Source organism: Streptomyces violaceus (assembly GCF_036014075.1).
In the GTDB taxonomy this organism is placed as follows: Bacteria; Actinomycetota; Actinomycetes; order Streptomycetales; family Streptomycetaceae; genus Streptomyces; species Streptomyces violaceus.
In genome coordinates this window covers 6,732,731-6,748,882 of the sequence record NZ_CP107911.1, presented here as the reverse complement: position 1 = coordinate 6,748,882, position 16,152 = coordinate 6,732,731, and the positions used below count along the sequence as shown (strand labels likewise).

Annotated in this window: 11 protein-coding genes; 6 read left to right on the top strand and 5 right to left on the bottom strand. The window is 71.6% G+C overall.

The features are described from left to right. Window positions 1–9 precede the first annotated feature (9 nt). The 3 genes from OG542_RS30325 to OG542_RS30315 form a co-directional block, all read right to left on the bottom strand. Window positions 10–1,473 carry a glutamate synthase subunit beta gene (locus OG542_RS30325; protein WP_193480588.1) on the bottom strand — a complete coding sequence of 488 codons (1,464 nt, stop codon included), beginning with the start codon at window positions 1,471–1,473 and terminating at the stop codon, window positions 10–12. Next, window positions 1,466–6,064, bottom strand: a complete 4,599-nt coding sequence (gene gltB / locus OG542_RS30320; RefSeq protein WP_328414925.1) for a glutamate synthase large subunit — start codon at window positions 6,062–6,064, stop codon at window positions 1,466–1,468. Before gltB ends, OG542_RS30325 begins: the two co-directional genes overlap by 8 nt. A gap of 415 nt (window positions 6,065–6,479) precedes the next feature. After that, the gene (locus tag OG542_RS30315; protein ID WP_328414923.1) at window positions 6,480–7,211 is read right to left on the bottom strand and encodes a VIT1/CCC1 transporter family protein; all 732 of its coding nucleotides are present in this window, start codon (window positions 7,209–7,211) and stop codon (window positions 6,480–6,482) included. 226 nt (window positions 7,212–7,437) lie between these two features. Here OG542_RS30315 and OG542_RS30310 point away from each other — a divergent pair, with 226 nt between their 5' ends. Genes OG542_RS30310 through OG542_RS30285 form a run of 6 tightly spaced genes read left to right on the top strand, consistent with a single transcriptional unit; the run spans window position 7,438 to window position 14,271 of the window. Further along, window positions 7,438–8,454: an ADP-ribosylglycohydrolase family protein gene (locus OG542_RS30310; protein ID WP_328414921.1), complete on the top strand. Its 1,017-nt coding sequence runs from the start codon at window positions 7,438–7,440 to the stop codon at window positions 8,452–8,454. Then, the gene (locus OG542_RS30305) at window positions 8,451–9,731 is read left to right on the top strand and encodes an ADP-ribosylglycohydrolase family protein (protein ID WP_328414919.1); all 1,281 of its coding nucleotides are present in this window, start codon (window positions 8,451–8,453) and stop codon (window positions 9,729–9,731) included. Before OG542_RS30310 ends, OG542_RS30305 begins: the two co-directional genes overlap by 4 nt. A 7-nt stretch (window positions 9,732–9,738) precedes the next feature. Continuing rightward, complete coding sequence (locus tag OG542_RS30300; RefSeq protein WP_328414917.1) at window positions 9,739–10,908, top strand: ADP-ribosylglycohydrolase family protein; 1,170 nt, start codon at window positions 9,739–9,741, stop codon at window positions 10,906–10,908. Beyond that, entirely contained in the window at window positions 10,896–12,260 is a 1,365-nt protein-coding gene (locus OG542_RS30295) for an ADP-ribosylglycohydrolase family protein (protein WP_328414915.1), read from the top strand. Before OG542_RS30300 ends, OG542_RS30295 begins: the two co-directional genes overlap by 13 nt. Next, window positions 12,257–13,456 carry a CaiB/BaiF CoA transferase family protein gene (locus OG542_RS30290; RefSeq protein WP_328414913.1) on the top strand — a complete coding sequence of 400 codons (1,200 nt, stop codon included), beginning with the start codon at window positions 12,257–12,259 and terminating at the stop codon, window positions 13,454–13,456. Before OG542_RS30295 ends, OG542_RS30290 begins: the two co-directional genes overlap by 4 nt. Then, a complete protein-coding gene (locus OG542_RS30285) occupies window positions 13,453–14,271 on the top strand; it encodes an HpcH/HpaI aldolase/citrate lyase family protein (protein WP_328414911.1) in 819 nt (272 codons plus the stop codon). Before OG542_RS30290 ends, OG542_RS30285 begins: the two co-directional genes overlap by 4 nt. Window positions 14,272–14,328: 57 nt before the next feature. Here the strand turns inward: OG542_RS30285 and lgt are convergent, their stop codons facing one another. Continuing rightward, entirely contained in the window at window positions 14,329–15,282 is a 954-nt protein-coding gene (gene lgt / locus OG542_RS30280; protein WP_328414909.1) for a prolipoprotein diacylglyceryl transferase, read from the bottom strand. Between the two features lie 84 nt (window positions 15,283–15,366). Beyond that, window positions 15,367–16,143, bottom strand: a complete 777-nt coding sequence (locus tag OG542_RS30275; protein WP_311125169.1) for a DsbA family protein — start codon at window positions 16,141–16,143, stop codon at window positions 15,367–15,369. Between the last annotated feature and the right edge of the window lie 9 nt (window positions 16,144–16,152).

Genomic DNA, 16,152 nt, shown 5'->3' with positions numbered 1-16,152 from the left:
GAGGTGCTGTCAGACCATCAGCGCCCGGTCCGTCGGGCGGATCGGGGCCGGCAGCTCGCTGACACCCGTGAGGTGGCGGTCCACCCCGCGCGCTGCCGAGCGGCCCTCCGCGATCGCCCACACGATGAGCGACTGGCCGCGGCCCGCGTCACCGGCGACGAACACGCCCGGCACGTTGGTCTGGTAGTCGTCGTCACGGGCGATGTTGCCGCGCTCGTCGAGGTCCAGGCCGAACTGGTCCACGAGGCCGTTCTCCCGGTCGGTGCCGGTGAAGCCCATGGCGAGGGTGACCAGCTGGGCGGGGATCTTGCGCTCCGTGCCCGGCTTCGGGGTCAGCCTGCCGTCGATGAACTCCACCTCGGTGAGGTGCAGCCACTGGACGTTGCCGTCCTCGTCGCCCTCGAAGTGGGTCGTCGAGACGGAGTAGACCCGCTCGCCACCCTCCTCGTGCGCGGACGTGACCTTGTACAGCATGGGGAAGGTCGGCCACGGCTGGGAGTCCGTGTTCCGCTCCTCGCCCGGGCGGGGCATGATCTCCAGCTGCGTGACGGAGGCCGCGCCCTGACGGTGGGCGGTGCCCACGCAGTCCGCGCCGGTGTCGCCACCGCCGATGACCACGACGTGCTTGCCCTCGGCCGTGATGGGGGGCGCCACGAAGTCGCCCTCCTGGACCTTGTTGGACAGGGGCAGGTACTCCATGGCCTGGTAGATGCCCTTGAGCTCACGGCCGGGCACCGGCAGATCGCGGGCCGTGGTCGCGCCGACGGCCAGGACCACCGCGTCGTACCGCTTCTTCAGGTCCGTCGCCTTCAGGTCGCGGCCGATCTCGATGCCCGTACGGAAGCGGGTGCCCTCCGCGCGCATCTGCTCGATACGGCGGTTGATGTGCCGCTTCTCCATCTTGAACTCGGGGATGCCGTAGCGCAGGAGGCCTCCGATGCGGTCCGCGCGCTCGTAGACGGCGACCGTGTGGCCGGCCCGGGTCAACTGCTGGGCGGCGGCCAGACCGGCCGGGCCCGAGCCGATGACCGCGACCGTCTTGCCGGACAGGCGCTCCGGGATCTGCGGGGCGACGTCCCCGGTCTCCCACGCCTTGTCGATGATCGAGACCTCGACGTTCTTGATGGTGACGGCCGGCTGGTTGATGCCGAGCACACACGCCGACTCACAGGGAGCGGGGCACAGACGGCCCGTGAACTCCGGGAAGTTGTTCGTCGCGTGCAGCCGCTCGGAGGCGGCGGCCCAGTCCTCGCGGTAGGCGTAGTCGTTCCACTCGGGGATGAGGTTCCCCAGCGGACAGCCGTTGTGGCAGAACGGGATTCCGCAGTCCATGCAGCGGCTGGCCTGCTTGCTGATGATGGGCAGCAGGGAGCCGGGGACGTAGACCTCGTTCCAGTCCTTGAGGCGCTCCTCGACCGGGCGGGACTTGGCGACCTCGCGGCCGTGGTTCAGAAAGCCCTTCGGGTCAGCCATTGATCGCCGCCTCCATCATCTTCTCGTGGGTCTCGGTCTCGGAGAGACCGGCTCGCTCGGCGGCGTCCTTGGCGGCGAGCACTGCCTTGTACGTGCTGGGGATGATCCTGCTGAACCGCTCGACGGCGGTGTCCCACTCGGCCAGGAGCTTCTCGGCGACGGTCGAGCCCGTCTCCTCCTGGTGGCGGCGGATCACGTCGTGCAGCCACTGCTTGTCGGTGTCGTCCAGCGCCTCGACGGCGTCCACGTTGCCGACGTTGACGTTGTCGCGGTCCAGGTCGATGACGTACGCGATACCGCCGGACATGCCGGCCGCGAAGTTGCGGCCCGTCTCGCCGAGGATCACCGCGTGACCGCCGGTCATGTACTCGCAGCCGTGGTCGCCCACGCCTTCGGAGACGACCGTGGCGCCGGAGTTGCGGACGCAGAACCGCTCGCCGGTACGACCGCGCAGGAACAGCTCGCCGCCGGTCGCGCCGTAGGCGATGGTGTTGCCCGCGATCGTCGAGTACTCGGCGAGGTGGTCGGCGCCGCGGTCCGGGCGGACGATCACACGGCCGCCGGAGAGGCCCTTGCCGACGTAGTCGTTGGCGTCGCCCTCCAGGCGCAGCGTGACACCGCGCGGCACGAACGCGCCGAAGGACTGGCCGGCGGAGCCGGTGAAGGTGATGTCGATGGTGTCCTCGGGCAGGCCCGCACCGCCGAACTTCTTCGTCACCTCGTGGCCGAGCATGGTGCCGACCGTGCGGTTGATGTTGCGGATCTGCACCTGGGCGCGCACCGGCTGGGCCTCGGTGGCGTCCGAGGCGGACAGGGCGTCGGCGGCCAGCTTGATCAGCTGGTTGTCGAGCGCCTTCTCCAGACCGTGGTCCTGGGCGATCAGCTGGTGGCGGACCGCGCCCTCGGGCAGCTCGGGCACGTGGAACAGCGGCTCCAGGTCCAGGCCCTGCGCCTTCCAGTGGTTGACCGCGCGGGTGACGTCGAGGGCCTCGGCGTGGCCGACGGCCTCCTCGATGGAGCGGAAGCCCAGCTCGGCGAGGATCTCGCGGACCTCTTCGGCGATGTACTTGAAGAAGTTCACGACGTACTCGGCCTTGCCGGAGTAGCGCTCGCGCAGGGTCGGGTTCTGCGTGGCGATGCCGACCGGGCAGGTGTCCAGGTGGCAGACGCGCATCATGACGCAGCCGGAGACGACGAGCGGCGCGGTCGCGAAACCGAACTCCTCGGCGCCGAGCAGCGCGGCGATGACCACGTCACGGCCGGTCTTCAGCTGGCCGTCGGTCTGGACGACGATGCGGTCGCGCAGGCCGTTGAGCAGCAGCGTCTGCTGGGTCTCGGCGAGGCCGAGCTCCCAGGGGCCACCGGCGTGCTTGAGCGACGTCAGCGGCGAGGCACCCGTGCCACCGTCGTGGCCGGAGATCAGGACGACGTCCGCGTGCGCCTTCGAGACACCCGCGGCGACCGTGCCGACGCCGACCTCCGAGACCAGCTTGACGTGAATCCGCGCCTGCGGGTTCGCGTTCTTCAGGTCGTGGATCAGCTGGGCCAGGTCCTCGATGGAGTAGATGTCGTGGTGCGGGGGCGGCGAGATGAGGCCGACGCCCGGCGTCGAGTGACGCGTCTTGGCGACCCACGGGTAGACCTTGTGGCCGGGCAGCTGGCCGCCCTCGCCGGGCTTGGCGCCCTGGGCCATCTTGATCTGGATGTCGTCCGCGTTGACCAGGTACTCGGAGGTCACACCGAAGCGGCCGGAGGCGACCTGCTTGATGGACGACCGGCGGGCCGGGTCGTACAGACGCTCCGGGTCCTCGCCGCCCTCACCGGTGTTGGACTTGCCGCCCAGCTGGTTCATGGCGATGGCGAGGGTCTCGTGCGCCTCCTGGGAGATGGAGCCGTACGACATGGCGCCCGTGGAGAACCGCTTGACGATCTCGGAGACCGGCTCGACCTCGTCGATGGAGATCGGCTGCCGGCCCGACTTGAAGCCGAACAGACCGCGCAGCGTCATCAGCCGCTCGGACTGCTCGTTCACGCGCTCGGTGTACTTCTTGAAGATGTCGTAGCGGCCGGAGCGCGTGGAGTGCTGGAGGCGGAAGACCGTGTCCGGGTCGAACAGGTGCGGCTCGCCCTCGCGGCGCCACTGGTACTCGCCGCCTATCTCCAGCGCGCGGTGCGCCGGGGCGATGCCGGAGGCCGGGTACGCCTTGGCGTGGCGGGCGGCGACCTCCTTGGCGATGACGTCGATGCCGACGCCGCCGATCTTGGTGGCCGTGCCGTTGAAGTACTTCTCGACGAAGGCCTCGTCCAGGCCGACGCCCTCGAAGACCTGGGCGCCGCGGTAGGAGGCGACGGTCGAGATGCCCATCTTGGACATGACCTTCAGCACGCCCTTGCCGAGGGCGTAGATGAGGTTGCGGATGGCCTTCTCGGGCTCGATGCCGGGCAGGAAGGTGCCGGCGCGGACCAGGTCCTCGACGGACTCCATCGCCAGGTACGGGTTGACCGCGGCAGCGCCGTAGCCGATGAGCAGGGCGACGTGGTGCACCTCGCGGACGTCACCGGCCTCGACCAGCAGGCCCACCTGGGTGCGCTGCTTGGTGCGGATGAGGTGGTGGTGGACGGCCGCGGTGAGCAGCAGCGACGGGATCGGGGCGTGCTCGGCGTCCGAGTGGCGGTCCGACAGGACGATCAGCCGGGCGCCGTTCTCTATCGCGGCGTCGGCCTCGGCGCACATTTCCTCGATGCGCGCGGCCAGCGCGTCACCGCCGCCGTGCACCCGGTACAGGCCGGACAGCGTCGCGGCCTTGAAGCCGGGCATGTCGCCGTCGGCGTTGATGTGGATGAGCTTGGCCAGCTCGTCGTTGTCGATGACCGGGAAGGGCAGCAGGACGCTGCGGCAGGAGGCCGCGTTCGGGTCGAGCAGGTTGCCCTGCGGGCCCAGCGCGGAGCGCAGCGAGGTGACGAGCTCCTCGCGGATCGCGTCCAGCGGCGGGTTGGTGACCTGCGCGAACAGCTGGGTGAAGTAGTCGAAGAGCAGCCGCGGGCGGTCCGAGAGCGCGGCGATCGGCGAGTCGGTGCCCATCGAGCCGATCGGCTCGGCACCGGCCTTGGCCATCGGCGCGAGGAGGACGCGAAGCTCCTCCTCGGTGTAGCCGAAGGTCTGCTGGCGGCGGGTGACCGAGGCGTGGGTGTGGACGATGTGCTCGCGCTCGGGCAGGTCGGAGAGCTCGATCTCGCCGGCCTCCAGCCACTCCGCGTACGGGTTCTCGGCGGCGAGCTCGGCCTTGATCTCGTCGTCTTCGATGATGCGGTGCTCGGCGGTGTCGACGAGGAACATACGGCCGGGCTGGAGGCGGCCCTTGCGGACGACCTTGGCCGGGTCGATGTCCAGGACGCCGACCTCGGAGCCGAGGACGACGAGACCGTCGTCGGTGACCCAGTAGCGGCCGGGGCGCAGGCCGTTGCGGTCGAGGACCGCGCCGACCTGGACGCCGTCGGTGAAGGTGACACAGGCCGGGCCGTCCCAGGGCTCCATCATCGTGGAGTGGTACTGGTAGAAGGCGCGCCGGGCCGGGTCCATGGAGTCGTGGTTCTCCCACGCCTCCGGGATCATCATCAGCACGGAGTGCGGCAGGGAACGGCCGCCCAGGTGCAGGAGTTCGAGGACCTCGTCGAAGGAGGCGGAGTCGGAGGCGTCCGGCGTACAGACCGGGAAGATCCGCTCTATGGCCTTGTCGTCCGAACCGAACAGGTCCGAGACGAGCTGCGACTCGCGGGCGACCATCCAGTTGCGGTTGCCCTTGACGGTGTTGATCTCACCGTTGTGCGCGACGAAGCGGTACGGGTGGGCCAGCGGCCACGACGGGAACGTGTTCGTCGAGAACCGGGAGTGCACGAGCGCGACCGCGGAGGCGAACCGGCGGTCGGACAGGTCCGGGAAGAAGGGCTCCAGCTGGCCGGTGGTCAGCATGCCCTTGTAGACGATCGTCCGCGCGGACAGCGACGGGAAGTACACGCCGGCCTCGCGCTCGGCGCGCTTGCGCAGCACGAACGCCTTGCGGTCCAGGGCGATGCCCGTGGAGGCACCGTCCGCGACGAAGATCTGGCGGAAGACCGGCATGGTCGACCGGGCGGTGGCACCCAGCAGCTGGGGAGCGACCGGCACCTCGCGCCAGCCGAGCACGGTGAGGCCCTCTTCGGACGCGATCGTCTCGATCTTCGAGACGGCGTCGGCGGTGGAGTCCTCCGGCAGGAAGGCGATACCGACGGCGTAGCCGCCGGCCTCGGGCAGCTCGAATCCGGCCACGTCACGGAGGAAGGCGTCCGGGACCTGCGACAGGATGCCGGCGCCGTCGCCGGAGTCGGGCTCGGAGCCGGTGGCACCGCGGTGTTCGAGGTTGCGCAGGACGGTCAGAGCCTGCTCTACCAGGGTGTGGGACGCCTCGCCGGTGAGGGTGGCGACGAAGCCGACGCCGCAGGCGTCGTGCTCGTTGCGGGGGTCGTACATACCCTGCGCAGCAGGGCGAGCATCCATGAACGACCAGTTCTGGCCATTCGCGGAGTGCTGGGACGGCTGGCGCGGCGTACGCATCGGCTCTCCCGTCGTCGTCAGGTGGCTGGGGGCACCGCCCAGGCCCTTAAGGCACTGGGGGAGCAAGGTGCCGAGGGACGACGTTGGCCCTCTGCGTGATCGCAAAATTTCGTGCAGGTTACATGATGGAGCGGTTCTCGGGAAGCGGGATAATCCGTTCCAACATGCGGACACCGCGGGTGCGCGGCGGGGGTTCCGCGCCGACGGTGGAAGCTATGGGGGCCAGCACGGAACGACCGGGTGAGATCGATGCCCGTCGGGCCCGATGGCGGGAACGGGCGCCTTCGCCCATCCCGCTGGGGTGCGCGGCGAGCCTCATTGCCCGCAGCGCTTACGGCTCATGCCCCGTGGTTGCGCGTTCGAAACCAACGAGTAACGGCTACTTATACGGCCCCGCGCATAAGTCCGAGCCGAGCTATCCTACGGCCGTTCCGAACAAGGTGCCCAGGGCGTACGTCACACCGGCCGCCGCGCCTCCCAGGAACAGCTGCCGCAGCCCGCTGTACCACCAGGTGCGGGCCGTCACCCTGGCCACCACCGCACCGCACAGGAAGAGCCCCAGCAGCGCCAGGAGCACGGCGGGCCACAGGGTGCTCGCACCCAGCAGATACGGCAGTACGGGGACCAGCGCGCCCAGCGCGAAGGAGCCGAAGCTCGACACCGCCGCCACGGTCGGCGAGGGCAGATCGCCGGGGTCGATACCCAGCTCCTCCCGGGCATGGATCTCCAGCGCCTGCTCGGGATCCTTCGACAGCTGCCGGGCGACCTCCCGGGCCAGCCGCGGCTCGACGCCTCTCGCCTCATAGAGCGAGGCGAGCTCGGCCTCCTCGTCCTGCGGGTGCTTGCGCAGCTCGCGCCGCTCCACGTTCAGCTCGGCCTCGACGAGCTCGCGCTGCGAGGCCACCGAGGTGTACTCGCCGGCGGCCATGGAGAAGGCGCCGGCGGCCAGACCCGCGAGTCCGGTGAGGACCACGGTCTGCTGACTCACGGACCCGCCCGCGACACCGGTCATCAGGGCCAGGTTGGAGACGAGGCCGTCCATCGCGCCGAACACCGCGGGACGCAGCCAGCCGCCGTTCACATCCCGGTGCGTGTGGTTGTCCCGGTGCGCCTCGTGCAGCGTCGCCTCGGTCTCGATGATGGCCATGAAAGATCCCCGATTCCCTGTTTCAACGGCTTCTTTGGACGAGTTCCAGATTTTTACAACACCCAAAGTACGCCGTGAATTCCGGCGTCGCCAGCAAGGAAAGGCTGGGCTAACCTGCGGTTTTACCTTCTTCCGCTCACTTGATCATGACCCTGCACAGATGTCGACCGGGTGATGCTGTGGCTCCCGAGGCTCGGGGCGGACGCCGGAGTGGGACACATGCCGTATGGCATCGATCGCCTGCATCCCCTCCGTCCCGGCGCCCGGGGACGCCGCCGAGCACCGCGAACGGGCCCGGGGCGCACTGCTGGGCCTGGCCGTCGGTGACGCCCTCGGCGCCCCCGCCGAGAACATGAAGCCCTCCGAGATCCGCGCCCGGTGGGGCCGCATCACCGGCTACGTCACCGATAACCCGTCCGGCACGGATGACACCGAGTACGCGATCTTCTCCGGTCTCCTCCTGGCCCGGCACGGCTCCGCACTCACCCCGGCGCATGTGGAGGCCGCCTGGCACGAGTGGATCGCCGACCGCGACGAAGGCCCCTTCCGGGGCGCCGGCTTCAGCGAACGCGGCACACTGGAAAACCTCCGCAGGGGCCTGGCCGCCCCGATCTCCGCCCAGCACCGGCACGCCTGGAGCGACGGCCTGGCCATGCGCGCGGCCCCCTTCGGCGTGTTCGCGGCGGGCCGCCCGGCAGAGGCGGCCCGCCTGGTCGCGATCGACGGCTCGGTGAGCCACGACGGCGAGGGCATCTACGGCGGACAGGCGGTGGCGGCGGGCGTGGCGGCGGCGATGGCGGGCGCCCCGGCGATCGCGGTGGTAGCCGCCGCCCTCGCGGTCGTGCCCGACGACTCGTGGACGGCACGCTGCCTGCGCCGCGCTGTGACGGCGGCCCACCGCGGCGAACGAGCGGTCCGCTCCGCGGTCGTCATCGGCGGCTACCCCTGGACCGACCTGGCCCCCGAGGCGGTCGCCCTGGCCTTCGGCGCGTACGCGGCGGCCGACGGCGACTTCGAGCAGTCCGTCCTCACAGCGGTGAACATGGGCCGCGACGCGGACACGACGGCAGCGGTGGCGGGGGCACTTGCGGGCGCGACGCAAGGTGTCGGGGCGATCCCGCAGTCCTGGGCCACCCCCATCGGCCCGGTCCGCGGCAGCTGCCTCCCGGCGATGGCGGGCTACCACGTCCTGGACGTGGCGGACCTGCTGGCAGCGGACAGCGAGACGGAGGTACGGGCATGACCCCCCTGGCACCGTCAGCCGCCGACGGTGAGAAGCACCCGCAGGGGCCACCACCCGAGGCCGCCGACGGCGAAGGCGCCCCACGGGAGACCAGGACCCCTCGGGTGACAGTTACGGGCGGTGCGCGGGTGGGAGACAACAGGGCCGAAGGCGAAGCCGAGGCCAAGAGAAGGGCCGAAGGCCTCCTGCTAGGACTCGCCGCCGGAGACGCCGCCGGCTGGCCCGCCGCCCGCCACAGAGCCGCCCGCATGCCCGACTGGACCCGCCGCCTCACCCGCGAACTGGACACCTTCGCCGAACAGAACGCCACGACCACCCTCCCCGTCCCCATCGCCCTGAACCAACCCCCCGAGCCCCTCCGCCTCGGCCCCTCCGACGACGCCGAATGGGCAGCCTTCGCCGCAGAAGCCCTCCTCCGCGCCGGCGACGACACCGTCCTGAACGACCTCAGCCGGGAACGCCGCACCCGCGCCGCCATCGACCTCACCTGGAACGCCATCGCCGGCGAGGTCGCCGCGGCAGCACACCGCGCACCCGAGATCGAGTCCGCCGTCCTCCCCCTGCGCGCCCGCATCTCCGTACGGGCCGGCCTCGGCAACCTCGCCACCGGCCTGCGACCGCCCGCCACCGGCCACGACAACCCGCACTACTTCGACGACGCGGCCTGCGTACGCGCGTGCGTCCTGGCCATGGCCCACCCGGGCGACCCGGGCCGCGCCGCCGCCCTCGCCGAGTTCGACGCCCGCTACACCCAGGACGGCGACGGCGTGCACGGCGCCCGCGCGATGGCGGCGGCCCTCGCCCTCGCCCTGGCCGGGGCGAACGTCGACGCCTGCGTCACGGCGGCCCTCGCCGAACTCCCCGAGGAGACGGAGATCGGCCGCAACGCCCGGCACGCACTGCACCTCGCCGCCGCCGCGGACAGCGCCTTCGCCCTGGTCCCTCCCCTGGAACACCAGATCGTCGACCACGTCTACAGCTATGGCATCGCCGCCGCGGAAACGGTCCCGGTCGCCCTCGCCCTGGCCACCGCCGCCCGCGGCCGCATCGCGGAGGCGGTCCCGGCCGCGGCCTGCCTGTCCCGCGTCGCGGACTCCGCCCCGGCCCTGGCGGGCGCCCTCACCGGCGCGCTGGGCGGCGGCGCCGCGATCCCCGCGTCCTGGAGGGAGACCTGCCGCACGCTCTCCGGCTGCGTCCTCCCCCGACTCACCGGCACCGACCTCGTAGAACTCGCCGAACTCCTGGAAGCCGCACAACCGGCCCACCCAGGTGGATGATGCGGCCATGAACCCCAAACCACACCAAAACGCCCCACTGGACGAGCGGATCTCCGGTGCCCTGATCGGGGCCGCCGTCGGCGACGCCCTGGGCGGCCCCGTCGAGGGCTACTCACCCGAGCAGATCCTCGAACGCCACGGCGGCCGCGTCCACGGCATCGTCGGCCCCTGGCACGGCGACGCCTGGCGCACGGCCCGCCCCCTCGCCCCCTACCACAAGGGCGACGGCCACGTCACGGACGACACCTTGATGACCCACGCCCTGATCCGCGTCTACGCCCGGGTCCGCGACCACCTGGACGCCTACGCGGTCGCCGGCCACCTCGTCCCCGACCTGATGACCGAGCCGCGCTGGATCCCGGAACTGGAGACCGAGGCCCTCCCCCTCCAACGCATCTTCCTGGCCGAGAAATGGCTGGTGACGAGGATCCACTACGGTCATGCCGACCCGCGCGAGGCCGGCACCGGCAACATCGTCAACTGCGGCGCGGCGATGTACATGGCCCCGGTCGGCCTGGTCAACGCGGCCAACCCGCAGGCGGCCTACGCCGAGGCACTCGACATCGCCGGCGCGCACCAGTCGTCGTACGGCCGTGAGGCGGCGGGCGTCCTGGCCGCGGCGGTGGCGGCGGCGTGCACCCCGGGGGCGACGCCGGACTCGGTCGTCTCGGCCTGTCTGTCCCTGGCGAAGGACGGCACCCGCACCGCCATCGAGCGGGTCTGCGAGGAGGCCTCCCGGCACACGGACTTCGAGTCGGCGCTGCGCCCCCTGCGTGAGGCGGTGACCCCCTACGACACGGTGGGCCCCGACTACCGGTCCCCCTCCCTCGGCGCCCGCCGCCCTTCCCGCCTCCACGCGATCGAGGAACTCCCCGTAGCCCTGGGCATGTTGCTCGTGGCCCGGGGCGACTACCGCCACGCGGTCCTCGGCGCGGTCAACTACGGCCGCGACTGCGACTCCATCGCCACGATGGCAGGGGCCATGGCCGGCGCCCTCGGCTCGCCGGTCCCCCAGGACTGGACCAAGACGGTCGCGGAGGCCAGCCGCCTGGACCTCTGGGAACCCGCTACGACCCTCACGGCCGTGACCCGCGAGATCTTCGCCCGGGACGTATCCCGCCGCCGCACCCACGAACAGGCCTTCGCGTCCCTCGGAGGCCCGGAATGCTCCGACTGACCTGGGTCCAGCCGGAGGACCTGATCGGCCACGAACTCCGCCAGGCGTCCCAGGACGGCCGCGAGCCGAAGGCGATCGCGGCCCGCTGGAAGGCGGCGGGCGGCCAGGAGGCCCCCCTGACCGCAGGCGCGTCCCCGGCTCCCGCGTCCCGCTACCTCCGCCAGCTGGCGAGAGACCTCCTGGACGAACTGGCGGACCTGCCGAGCGCCTTGACCGACGACGAACCGACGGACCTGGAGAGGATCAGGCTCCTCTGCCCGAACTGGCCAGAGCCCGCGGGCAGTCGTGCCGTCGGGACGCCGCTGCGCCTGGAAGCCGCCTGGCTGGGCCGAGCCACCGGCTGCCTCCTGGGCAAACCCGTCGAGAAACTCCCCCTCGAAGCCATCCGCCAACTGGCCAGAGCCACCGGCAACTGGCCCCTCACCACCTACTTCACGGCCCGAGGCGTCCCCGAGGACCTCCTCCGGAAGCACCCCTGGAACCGCCGCTCGGCGCATACCTCCCTCGCCGAGAACACCGACGGCATGCCCGAGGACGACGACCTCAACTACCCGCTCCTCAACCTCCTCGTCCTGCAACGCCACGGCAGCACCTTCACCACCACGGACGTGGCCCGCACCTGGCTCGACGAACTCCCCGCCGGCCGCACCTTCACCGCCGAGCGCATCGCCTACCGCAACCTCCTCTCCGGCCTGGAACCCCCGCACACCGCCCGCCATCGCAACCCGTTCCGTGAATGGATCGGCGCCCTGATCCGCGCCGACGTCCACGGCTGGACCCACCCCGGCAACCCGGCCGCCGCCGCGGAACAGGCCCACCGCGACGCCACGCTCACCCACACCGCCAACGGCGTCTACGCGGCGATGTTCGCGGCAGCCACCCTCGCGACCGCCGCGACAGGCGAACACGACATCCATACCTGCCTGCGCACCGGCCTCACCGTCGTACCCCCACGCTCCCGCCTCGCCCGAGCCGTCCACCACGCCGTCCGACTGGCCCAGGAACACAGCGACTTCGACACGGTCGTCGACGCACTCCACGCCACTTACGCCGACACCCACCACTGGGTGCACGCCGTCCCCAACACCGCCCTGATCGCCGCCGCCCTCACCCACGCGAACGGCGACTTCTCCGGCTCCGTCTGCCGTGCCGTGAGCGGCGGCTGGGACACCGACTCCAACGGCGCGACGGCCGGCAGCATCGCCGGCCTGCTGGCCGGGCACCCCGCGGCACTCCCCGACCGCTGGACGGCTCCGTTGAAGAACCGTCTCGCCACGTCCGTCGGCGACTTCGACGGCATCGGCTTCGACGCACTCGCCCACCTCACCCACCGGGAGACCCACCGCCCATGACCGCTGCCATGACCGCTCCCCTCACCGGCCTCCGCGTCCTCGACCTCGCCACCCTCTTCGCCGGCCCGCTCGCCGCCACCCTGCTCGGCGACTTCGGCGCCGAGGTCGTCAAGGTCGAGCACCCGTCGAAACCCGACCCCTCCCGCGGCCACGGCCCGTCGAAGGACGGCGTCGGCCTGTGGTGGAAGACGCTCGGCCGCAACAAGCGCACCATCACCCTCGACCTGTCGAAGCCCGGCGGCCGCACCACCCTCCTGCGCCTCGCCGCCACCGCCGACGTGATCATCGAGAACTTCCGCCCCGGCACCCTGGAGAAGTGGGACCTGGGCTGGCCGGAGCTGTCGGCCGCCAACCCCCGCCTGGTCCTGGCCCGCGTCACCGCCTTCGGCCAGTTCGGCCCCTACGCGCACCGCCCCGGCTTCGGCACCCTCGCCGAGGCGATGAGCGGCTTCGCCGCGATCACCGGCGAACCGGACGCGCCCCCGACCCTCCCGCCGTTCGGCCTGGCCGACTCCATCGCGGGCCTGACGACGGCGTACGCCGTGATGACGGCGCTGGCGGCCCGCGAGCGCACCGGCGAGGGCCAGGTCGTCGACATGGCACTGATCGAACCGATCCTGGCCGCCCTCGGCCCCCAGCCCCTCTGGTACGACCAGCTCGGCCACGTCCAGCCCCGCACCGGCAACCGCTCCCCCAACAACGCCCCGCGCGGCGTCTACCGCACCGCGGACGGCACCTGGGTCGCCGTCTCGACGTCGGCCCAGTCGGTCGCGGAGCGCGTGATGCACCTGGTGGGCCGCCCGGAACTGATCGACGAGCCGTGGTTCGCCACGGGCGCCGACCGCGCCCGCCACGCCGACCTCCTGGACGAGGCGGTCGGCTCCTGGATCGCCGCGCGCACCCGCACGGACGTCCTCGCGGCCTTCGAGAAGGCGGAGGCGGCGGTGGCCCCGGTCCAGGACGTCCGGGACGTGATGGCGGACCCCCAGTACCAGGCCCTGAACACCATCACCACGGTCGAGGACCCGGAACTGGGCCCCCTGCGCATGCAGAACGTCCTCTTCCGTCTCTCCGCCACGCCCGGCGCGATCCGCTGGGCCGGCCGCCCGCACGGCGCGGACACGGACGAGGTCCTGACCGAGCTGGGCCTGTCCCCGGCCGACCTCACGGCACTGCGCGCGGAGGGCGCCCTGTGACGGCGGCGTTCCCGCTCACCTGGCTGTACGCCCCGGGCGACCGTCCGCACGTGGTGGCGAAGGCCCTCACCTCCGGCGCCGACGTCGTCGTCATCGACCTGGAGGACGCGGTCGCCCCGGACCGGAAGGCCTACGCCCGCGCCGCCACCGCCGACCTGCTCGGCGACCCGTCACCGGTCCGGGTCCAGGTCCGCGTCAACGCCCTGGACAGCCCCTGGGCCGAACAGGACATCGCGGCAGTCGTCCCGGCCCCCGGCCTGTCCGGGCTGCGACTGCCCAAGGTGACCTCCGCCGCCGAGGTCATCCGCCTCGCGCGCCGAACCGGGCCGACGGACCTGTACGCCCTGCTCGAGACGGCCCTCGGCGTGGAACAGGCGTACACCGTCGCCACGGCCCACCCGTCCCTGCGGGGCATCGCGCTCGGAGAGGCGGACCTACGGGCCGACCTGGGCGTACGTGACGACGCGGGCCTCGACTGGTCCCGCTCCCGGGTGATCGTGGCCGCCCGCGCGGCCGGCCTGCCCCCGCCGGCGCAGTCGGTGCACCCGGACATCCGCGACCTGGAGGGCCTGGCCACCTCCTGCGCCCACGGCCGCGCCCTGGGCTTCCTGGGCCGCGCCGCGATCCATCCCCGTCAGCTGCCGGTCATCGAACGCGCCTACCTGCCCACCGAGGAGGAGGCCGAGCAGGCGGAGACGATCCTCAAAGCGGCGGCGACGGGCCAGGGCGCTCAGGCCCTCCCGGACGGCCGCTTCGTCGACGCGGCGGTGGTCACGGCGGCCCAGCGCACGCTGTCCCTGGCCCGCCGCCGCTGAAACACGCCGAGGGCGCCCGGACATGTCCGGGCGCCCTCAGTCATGTACGGCAGAAGGTCAGGTCTTCTTCGCCGACCCGGCCCCGTCCTTGGCCTCGTCGTCCTTGGCCTCGTCGTCCTTGTCGGCGTCGTCCTTGGCGGCGTCATCGGCCGCGTCGGCCTTCTCGCCACCGTCGGCTTCACCGCCGGAGGCCTCCGCACCGGGCTCCACGACGGCTTCCCGGCCGGGGCTCTTCTTCGCCGACACCACCAGGTAGGCGACCGCGAGGAGGAACACGAAGATCGCGGTCCACACGTTCAGCCGGAGTCCCAGGATGTGGTGGGCGTCGTCGACGCGCATGTACTCGATCCACCCACGGCCCGCGCAGTACGCGGCGACGTACAGCGCGAACGCCCGCCCGTGTCCGAGCCGGAAGCGGCGGTCGGCCCAGATGACCAGGACCGCGACGCCGATGCACCACAACGACTCGTACAGGAACGTCGGGTGGTAGGTGCCCGGCACCCGCCCGTCCGCCGAGGACGTGATCTCCAGGGCCCACGGCAGATCGGTCGGCTTGCCGTACAGCTCCTGGTTGAACCAGTTGCCCCAGCGGCCGATGGCCTGTGCGAGGGCGATGCCCGGGGCGACGGCGTCGGCGTAGGCCGGCATCGGGATGCCCCGGCGGCGGCAGCCGATCCACGCGCCGAGCGCGCCCAGCGCGATCGCGCCCCAGATGCCGAGACCGCCCTCCCAGATCTTGAAGGCGTCCACCCAGTCACGGCCCTCGCTGAAGTACAGCTCGTAGTCCGTGATCACGTGGTAGAGCCGGCCGCCGACCAGGCCGAAGGGCACGGCCCAGACAGCGATGTCGGCCACCGTGCCGGCCCGCCCGCCCCGGGCGATCCAGCGCTTGTTGCCGAGCCAGACGGCAACGAAGACACCGATGATGATGCAGAACGCGTAGCCGCGCAGCGGAATGGGGCCGAGGTACAGCACCCCGCGCGACGGGCTGGGAATGAAGGCAAGTTCCATGGCAAGGTCGACGCTACCCTGCCGCACCGGGCCCACGGCAGGCAGCCCGGCTACGGGTCCATAACGGGGGCGTGAGAAAAGCCCTTACCCCTTGTTCGCCTCCAGCACCATCTTCTTCAGCTTCGCGGGGGTCATCGCCCGGTCCTGGTAGATGTTCTCGCCCTTGAGCAGCACGGTCGGCGTGCCCGAGAAGCCGCCCTTGTTGAAGGCCTGGTGGGACTTGGCGACCCAGCCGTTGTGCGTGCCGTTCTGCACGCACTTGCGGAAGGCGGGGGTGTCCAGGCCGTCGACTTTGCCGGCCAGCTCGATCAGCTTGTCGTTGTCGGCGTAGGCGTCGTCGACCTCGGGGGGCTGGTTGTCGAAGAGCACGTCGTGGTACGCGGGGTACTTCCCGGCGTCCTGGGCGCAGGCCGCGGCGTTGGCCGCGTTGCGGGAGCCGGTGCCGCCCATGTTGCCGTCGATGAGGGTGACCAGGTGGTACTCCACCTTCAGCTCGTCGGCCTCGGTCAGCTCGTGGATCACCGGCCGGTACCTCGTCTCGAAGGACTTGCAGGCCGGGCAGCGGAAGTCCTCCCACACCGTGAGCGTGGACTTGGCGCTGTCCTTGCCGACCGGGATGGCGAGGCCGTCCTTGCCCTGTGCTCCCGAGGGGGCCACGACCGGGCCCGACGCCTCGCTCTCGTCGTCCTTGCCGGCGTTGGCGGCGACGACGCCGATCACCGCCGCGAGCCCCAGGACGGCGACGACGGCCCCGCCCACGATCAGCGCGCGCCGGCGCTTGTCCGCGGACTTCTGCTTCTCGCGCTCGACCGCCAGCTTCTCCCGGGCGGTGCGCTTTCCCTCACGGTTCTTCTCGCTCACACCCCGGAA

Coding starts and splice junctions, on each gene's coding strand:
- OG542_RS30325 (WP_193480588.1), bottom strand. CDS start 1,473: ATGGCTGACCCGAAGGGCTTTCTGAACCACGGCCGCGAGGTCGCCAAG.
- gltB (WP_328414925.1), bottom strand. CDS start 6,064: ATGCGTACGCCGCGCCAGCCGTCCCAGCACTCCGCGAATGGCCAGAAC.
- OG542_RS30315 (WP_328414923.1), bottom strand. CDS start 7,211: ATGGCCATCATCGAGACCGAGGCGACGCTGCACGAGGCGCACCGGGAC.
- OG542_RS30310 (WP_328414921.1), top strand. CDS start 7,438: ATGGCATCGATCGCCTGCATCCCCTCCGTCCCGGCGCCCGGGGACGCC.
- OG542_RS30305 (WP_328414919.1), top strand. CDS start 8,451: ATGACCCCCCTGGCACCGTCAGCCGCCGACGGTGAGAAGCACCCGCAG.
- OG542_RS30300 (WP_328414917.1), top strand. CDS start 9,739: ATGAACCCCAAACCACACCAAAACGCCCCACTGGACGAGCGGATCTCC.
- OG542_RS30295 (WP_328414915.1), top strand. CDS start 10,896: ATGCTCCGACTGACCTGGGTCCAGCCGGAGGACCTGATCGGCCACGAA.
- OG542_RS30290 (WP_328414913.1), top strand. CDS start 12,257: ATGACCGCTGCCATGACCGCTCCCCTCACCGGCCTCCGCGTCCTCGAC.
- lgt (WP_328414909.1), bottom strand. CDS start 15,282: ATGGAACTTGCCTTCATTCCCAGCCCGTCGCGCGGGGTGCTGTACCTC.